We start from the raw sequence: 6,937 nt of genomic DNA on the forward strand, positions 1-6,937 counted from the left end.
CTTCTCTCTCCTTACAGCAAGTCGTGAAGCATCGCGGCGGCGCGGGAGGCCCCGTTTGCGGCCACGCTCATCGGGATGCGTGGCGCCTTCAATTCCTCCAGCATGGCCGCTGCAATCCTGTCAGGGTCGCTTTCGGCAAAAATCATCTTGCGCCCCGCGTTGTAGCGCTCCAGCCGACTTGCCACGTGGAAGTTCTGCTCAAAATGGTTGCGCAGGGGAAAGTAGAGGAAGGGTGTACCTGCGGCGGCAAGCTCCATGCAGGTGGTTAAACCGCCCTGAACCAACGCAAGGTCGCAAGCCGCCAGATGCCGGTCGAGGTCAGGTACAAAGGCGCGCATCTCGACGCCGTCGGTCAGATCGAACATATCCGGATCAAGGCGCGGGCCGGCAACCACGATGACCCGCAGTTCCGGCAAACGTGTGCGCGCTAAAGGAATCGCTTTGAGAATGCGCCGGATCAGCGCCTCGCCCACACCGGACCCGCCCACAGACACGATGCAGGTTTTGCGCCCGTCATCATATCCGAATTCGGCGCGCAAGTCGTCGCGTGTGCCGAACTCCGACGGATGCCGCCCAATGATGTAGTCAGAAAACTCAAAGTGCTTCGGTGTCCAGTTTCGCATCTCTGGTAGACCCTCACCAAAGCTCTGATCCACGACATCCTCGGTCGTGCCGACAAAAATGGCGCGATCCCGGATGTCGGGATGCCGTTCAACGTGCTCAATCATTTCGGCGTTGTAGTCGGTGGTCAAAAACGCTTCGCGCGGGCCGTTTTCTGCGAACGGCAGCCAGCCTACGAAGTCAGTAAACCACGCCATCGTCGCTTTTTTCAGGTCTGGGTGTTCGTGCCAATAGTGGTCGACATCCCAGGCCTCATCCGCGATCACCAGATCGTAGGGTTCCTCCTCCAGTACTTCCTGAAACACCATGAAATTCTTGATCAGAATCTCGTCCATGCTGCGGATCGCCTGAAAAGCATGGAGGTCGTGTTCACCGCATTCCGCCTCGATATGCGCGCTTTCGTTGGCCAATAGTTTACTGGCCGGATGAACGCGCTCGGCATTGGCGTTCAGAAACCGTGTCACCGGGTCCTGTGCTAACCAGTCGACCTGCAGATCCGGGTGCAGCTTGCGCAACTCGCGCGTCACCGCCAGATCGCGTCTCGCGTGCCCCAACCCGATGGGAGAGGACAGGTAGAGGGCACGCTTCGCACGTTTCAGCCTCTGGCGCGACGGTTTGTAAGTTCCAAGGTGCTTGGCCAGAAAGTCTCGCATCGTCGTATTGAACATAGCCGGGTAACGTCCGTGCAAGCCATGCCCTGCTCCTTGAATCACATGCAGTTCACCGCCCGTCAGTTCTGCAATCCGGTGCGAGGTTTCCGGCGGCGTCACCTCATCCGCATCTCCGACGAATATGAGGCTGGGACAGGCAACCCGCCGGTACATATCTTCATCGATTACGATAGATGCACCATCTGAGCGCGCATCCTGCGTCATGCGCAGCATTGTGCCGTCCCCATCAAGACCCCAAGCAACAGCGTCTTCCTGCTGTTTGGTCGAGTGCGGCTCGTTATGCACTTTGCTCATGAAGAAGCTGATGAAATCCGGATAGTCGCGGAGCCAGTAATCGGCATTGTATTTGTTCCAACCCTCGGGATTGTCTTCCGCCTCAGCCTCATAAGCCACAAACCTTTCCGCGTATGGAGGGACAATGGGGCTCCAGCCGCCGGTTGAGACGACAGCCTCGACGCGGTCCGGGTGATTGGCAGCAACCACGAAAGCGATAGCGCTGCTGAACGACAGACCGACCAGCGTTGCCTTTTCGGTTTCCGTATGATCCATCACCGCGATGACGTCGCCCACGATCTTGTCCAGCGCATAATCTTCGGGATCAAGGGGGCGGTCGGATTTTCCGTTGCCACGGGGATCGAAGGCGATGACTCGGAAATGTTCCGAGAAATAAGGGATCTGGGCCTTCCACACGCGTGAGTGAATGATCGCCCAGGTCGGAACGAAAACGATCGTGTGCTCCCCCTGTCCATAGACCTCGTAATGCAGCTTTACGCCATCACGGTCGATATTTCCTTCGGTATGCAGAAGTTTAGCGCGCATGACTGTGCCTCTCTTTCTGAAGATCCTCCAACTTCGCGATAGTTTCACCAACTTGGCGCAATGCTTTTCGGACGGGGTGAATCTGCTCTTCATAGCCAAGCAGGATAAGCGCTTCGGCCCCCACAAACGCGCAGGCGATCAAAGACCCCATCGCTTCGGCCGAGAAAGGGCCAATATCACCGTGTTCCTCAACAGCTTCTTGCGCCAGCGCCGTTAGAAGTTCGTGCCATTGCGCAAGGGCCTCACGCACCGCGTCCCCGATCTTTGGGTTTGACCAGCCTGCCGCAATAAGTTCCTGAAAAACGCGAACGTACCCTGACTGGATGTCTTCATCCAGAAAATCGCAGGCGAGAAACCACTTTTCCGAAATCCGAAGCGAAGGATTGAAGAAGGTTTGCCTTTGCCGCTTGATAAGCCCTGCGTTCATGTACTCAAAGAGCGCAAGGATCATCCCTTCTTTCGACCCGAAATGGTACCGAATTTGGCTCATCTGCGTATTTGCAACCTCTGCAACCCGACGCGTTGATAGCCCTGCAAACCCTTCGTCGGTCAGCACTTGGCGGGCTGCCTCCAGCAGCACTCTTTTGGTCTTTTCAACGCGGTCTGCCGTCACTCGAGCCATGGCGAATCCTTTCGAGTGAATTTTATAATTCGATCGAACGAATTAATCAATTGCAATCTAGTTTTGTCGCACCACTACTGCGGGGTAGAACAGCCTGTCTCTGCCGGGATATTTCGCGTGACTTGTTCAAAACATCGGGTCGAAATGTGCCCATAAATGAGGGTGCCGCACATCCTACGAATGGCGGCACCCATAATTTCAAAGCAATATTCAACCTTCAGCCAGGCAAAAGTGCTTTTGCAATCTCACGCAAGTGCGCGTGTCCGGTACCGCAGCACCCCCCAAAAATATCCATATGAGGATAGCGATCTGAAAGCGTCCGCAATTGTGCGCCAAGCTCAACCGGGTCGCCGTCTTCGATATGTCCGAGCTTGCACAGGGCAAGCTTTTCCATCTTGGAGGCATTGGGGCGGACCCCGCGCAGCCGCTTGATCCACTCCCGGTTCTCCAGAGCGGGTTCATATTCAAGCGGATGGGAGCAATTGACCATGTAAAACTCCGGCGCGGCCTGTGCAGCCTGACGGTCAATTTCAACGATCGCCTCTCCCAGAGTTGGGCCTGATTTCAACCGGCATGAACTGTCGAGCGTCAGCGACACTGAGAGGGGCACCCCAATCCTTTCCGCCGCGCGCAGAGCACCGACGGCTTCCGGTATATTGTTGAATGTTGCAGCGCATACAAAATCCACATCTGCCCGTTTCAACGTCTCAAGCTGGACGGCATGGTAGTCCTCGGCGCTCTCGGCGGTGATTTCCTGGTTGAGGCTGTATGCATCCCCTCTTGGGCCAAGAATGCCGCCGATCAACAGTCGCGGTATCTGGCTCTTATACCCTTTGGCAACGTCTCTGAGAAACGAGATCGCGGCCAGATTGGCCTCGGCCAGACCAGACGATGAATAGCCCAACTTGGCACCCCAGTCCGGGCTCGCGCGATAGTCGAGCCCAGTCAGCAGAAAGGACAAGCCAAACTCTGCGGCCACATCAAGCTGTTGCGAAAACACGTCCCGCATCGCGGATACGGCCTTTGGATTATCCAGCAGCGGCAGCATACAAAATTCAGGCAACTCGAACCCATGACGATACATGATTTCGGTTTCGGTACCGCCCTCGGTGAGAAAAATCTCGCCCGAGCCCATAGCGGGTAATGGGGATTGAATGGTCATTTCAAACCTCCGGCTGGATATTTTGATTGAAGCGAAACCGGTTATGCGGATCATATTTGGTCTTGATCTCAACCAGCCGCTGGAAATTCTCACCAAAAGACGTCCGGGTCAGCGCGTCGCCGTCCTCTCCGTGGCCGGGGAAATTCAGGTAGGCCCGGCCATGGTGCCCAAAGGGCGCGGAACTTTCCCAACCGTCGCGTGACCAAGCAATGTTTCGGGCATCGTCCGCCGGGTCCGTCCAGACCCCATCCAGAGAGTACATCCACCCCATCGAACGATCCCCGAAGGCCGTAGCAGCCGCTGGAACTTCAGCAGTTGCACCGCCGAAATTCCACAACGAGGAAATCGAATTGTCAGAAGGTGCAGAAAGCGCGTTCTGCATGGCAAGACTAATCATCTCGTCTGAGAGATCGGTCAGATACCGTGCTTTCCAATAGCATCGAAAATCACCCGCAGGCATCAGCGTATCGAAGAGTTGCTGCACCTCGCAGTACTTCATTCGGCCCGAAAAGTCGGCGACCATCGTGCCGAGCTCACGCAGCGGCTGCAACAGCGCCTCGCCCTCGGCCGCATCCCCGTTGTATACGCACGCCAACGTGTAGACGCGCTTGCCCTGATCCTTCTCCGCGAAATCCTCGCCCCCGGCCGTCGAAAACTCGCACAGCGATCCGACAAGGTTGCCGTGTTCTTTCATCATGTCTCGCCAGGCGCGGATCGGCTCCGGCCCGTCTTCAACTGCATAGATTGGTGCCACGAACATGACTTCGGGACCAATGGGATGCAGGGCGAATTCGAACCGGGTGACGACGCCAAAATTGCCGCCACCACCTTTGAGCGCCCACAACAGATCCTCATTTTCGTCGTCGCTGGCCCGAACCATTTGCCCGTTGGCGGTCACCACCTCTGCGGCAACAAGGTTATCTATTGAGAGGCCATGCTTGGCACGAAGCCAGCCGATCCCACCGGAAAGCGTCAACCCGGCAACACCGGTGTCGGAAATCAGCCCGCCGGGCGTGGCCAAGCCGTGGGATTGGCTTGCGGAATCGACATCTGCCCACAATGCACCACCTTCGACCGACGCAATGCGATTGTCGGGATCAATGGTAACCGCGCGCATGCCACTGAGATCAATCATCAACCCATCGTCACAGACCGCGTGACCGGCAACATTGTGTCCACCACCACGGATCGAGATTGGCAGATCATGCGCGCGCGCATGATTGACTGCCGCAATCACGTCCTCGCTATTGCGACACCGAGCAATCATGCCGGGGCGACGGTCAATCATGGCATTCCAGACTGCTCTGGCGGTGTCATACTCATCCGAGCCCGGCAATATGATTTCGCCGGAAAACCCCGCAATGCCTGTCATACCCGTCGTTTCATGACTATCCATGTCAGCCCTCCTATCGGTTGTTTCCTTTACAGTAAGAGCTTCGATGCCGCGCGTTCAGTGGCAACTTTGCCAGATACGTGGCATAATAGACATCATGACAAGTCATTTCTGCCAAAACAGAGCCAATTATGACAGGAGCACCGATGCCATCCGACCGCAAACCAACAATCGCACTTCTTGCTGCGCAAGAAACATCGGCATCCGTTCTATACGGGCTTTATGACGTTCTGCTCTCCGCGGGCGCTGTTTACCCCGATATGGTGAACGGTGCGCCAGGGGATGAATTGCTCGATGTCAAAATCGTGTCAGCGGACGGGAAGCCGTTTCACTGCATCGGCAACATTCCGGTCGAACCTCACGCTGCTGTTGGTGATGTGAACACGCCGGATGCAGTTGTCATCTGCGATATGTATACGTCAATCTACGATGTTCCAAAGGGTCGCTATCCGCGCGAAATCGCATGGCTCAAGAAAATGCACGCTGACGGCGCGCTGCTATCTTCGGTTTGTTCTGGGTCTTTGCTGCTCGCAGAGTCGGGCCTCCTGAATGGGCATGAGGCAACGGCCCATTGGGCATATCGCGACATGTTTCAGCGGCATTTCCCCGAAATAACCTTTCGAAATGAATCCATACTATGCCTTGCCGCCGAAACAGACCGCATCGTAACCGCTGGAGGTGTCAGCGCTTGGCATGATTTGACTGTCTATCTGATCGCCCGTTTCTGTGGCTACAAAACCGCAATAGAAACCGCAAAGGTCTTTCTGATCAGCGGCCACTCTGAAGGACAGTCGCCATACTCGGTGATGACAAGGCCGATGGAGTCCAATGACGGCCCGATATCGGAGTGCCAGATCTGGATTGCTGACAATTACGCCACCACCAAGCCTGTAGAGAAAATGGTTCAGCGGTCAGGGCTGAATTCCCGCACATTCTCCCGACGCTTCCGTGCGGCGACGGGTTTCACCCCGATCGAATACGTGCAGGCGCTGCGGGTCGAAGAGGCGAAGCAGATGCTGGAGACGGATCAACATAACAGTGACGATGTCGGCTCTACCGTCGGCTACGATGATCCTGCATCTTTCCGACGGGTGTTCAAGCGCGGCACCGGAATGTCTCCTGCAGCGTACCGAAAGAAGTTTCAGCGCATTTCTCAGATCGCCAGCGTTGATAACTAGGTTTCGGCTCTGTCAACGGATCAGACGTCGAACCAGCTGCTTCAAAAGCCCGCTATGTACGCGACCTGAGAATTCCTCTTCAAATTTTCGCTGCACCATGAACGAACGGCGGCTATCTCTGTAGCCGCGCAGCGTTGGAAGTCGAGCACTTGTAGCGATTTTCGCGCTGCGTGCGCTCGCAGCGAAAAAAGTGAATTCACAAGTTAGGCTCGGAGCAGACCTTCGCTGCAGTTGGCCCTTACGGCAGCTTTGCGCTTCATCGCAGACGTTCGAGGTCGAAGATTTGATATCCAACCCGAGGTCGCTTGAAAGCGCTTTGGCGTGGCGTCAGAACCGCATGCGATCTTCCCTTCTTGGTCGTTCGGGTCGATAGTTGCCTTGGCGGCGGCCTGTGTAAGGATCTGTATCGAGATATGTCCCTTGGCTTCGACGCATGTATTCAGCGAACTGGGTCAGGGCATCCACCTGATC

The 6,937-nt window shown here is 56.0% G+C and carries 5 protein-coding genes; 1 reads left to right on the top strand and 4 read right to left on the bottom strand.

The window, feature by feature from the left end:
• Positions 1 to 11: 11 nt before the first annotated feature.
• From DHN12_RS18390 to DHN12_RS18405, 4 genes are all read right to left on the bottom strand, one after another.
• Positions 12 to 2,111, bottom strand: coding sequence for an alpha/beta fold hydrolase (locus DHN12_RS18390; protein WP_108861486.1), 2,100 nt, complete (start codon positions 2,109 to 2,111; stop codon positions 12 to 14).
• Complete coding sequence (locus DHN12_RS18395) at positions 2,101 to 2,733, bottom strand: TetR/AcrR family transcriptional regulator (protein ID WP_108861487.1); 633 nt, start codon at positions 2,731 to 2,733, stop codon at positions 2,101 to 2,103. The genes DHN12_RS18390 and DHN12_RS18395 overlap by 11 nt, the downstream gene beginning before the upstream one ends.
• A gap of 217 nt (positions 2,734 to 2,950) precedes the next feature.
• Positions 2,951 to 3,895 (bottom strand): homocysteine S-methyltransferase family protein, encoded by a 945-nt coding sequence (locus DHN12_RS18400; RefSeq protein WP_108861488.1) that lies wholly within the window; start codon positions 3,893 to 3,895, stop codon positions 2,951 to 2,953.
• Between the two features lies 1 nt (position 3,896).
• The gene (locus DHN12_RS18405; protein ID WP_108861489.1) at positions 3,897 to 5,291 is read right to left on the bottom strand and encodes an FAD-binding oxidoreductase; all 1,395 of its coding nucleotides are present in this window, start codon (positions 5,289 to 5,291) and stop codon (positions 3,897 to 3,899) included.
• 143 nt (positions 5,292 to 5,434) lie between these two features.
• Here DHN12_RS18405 and DHN12_RS18410 point away from each other — a divergent pair, with 143 nt between their 5' ends.
• On the top strand, positions 5,435 to 6,466 hold the full coding sequence (locus tag DHN12_RS18410; protein WP_159090073.1) for a GlxA family transcriptional regulator: 1,032 nt from the start codon (positions 5,435 to 5,437) through the stop codon (positions 6,464 to 6,466).
• Positions 6,467 to 6,937: the final 471 nt, after the last annotated feature.

This window comes from Ruegeria sp. Alg231-54, from assembly GCF_900143525.1.
In the GTDB taxonomy this organism is placed as follows: domain Bacteria; phylum Pseudomonadota; class Alphaproteobacteria; order Rhodobacterales; family Rhodobacteraceae; genus Ruegeria.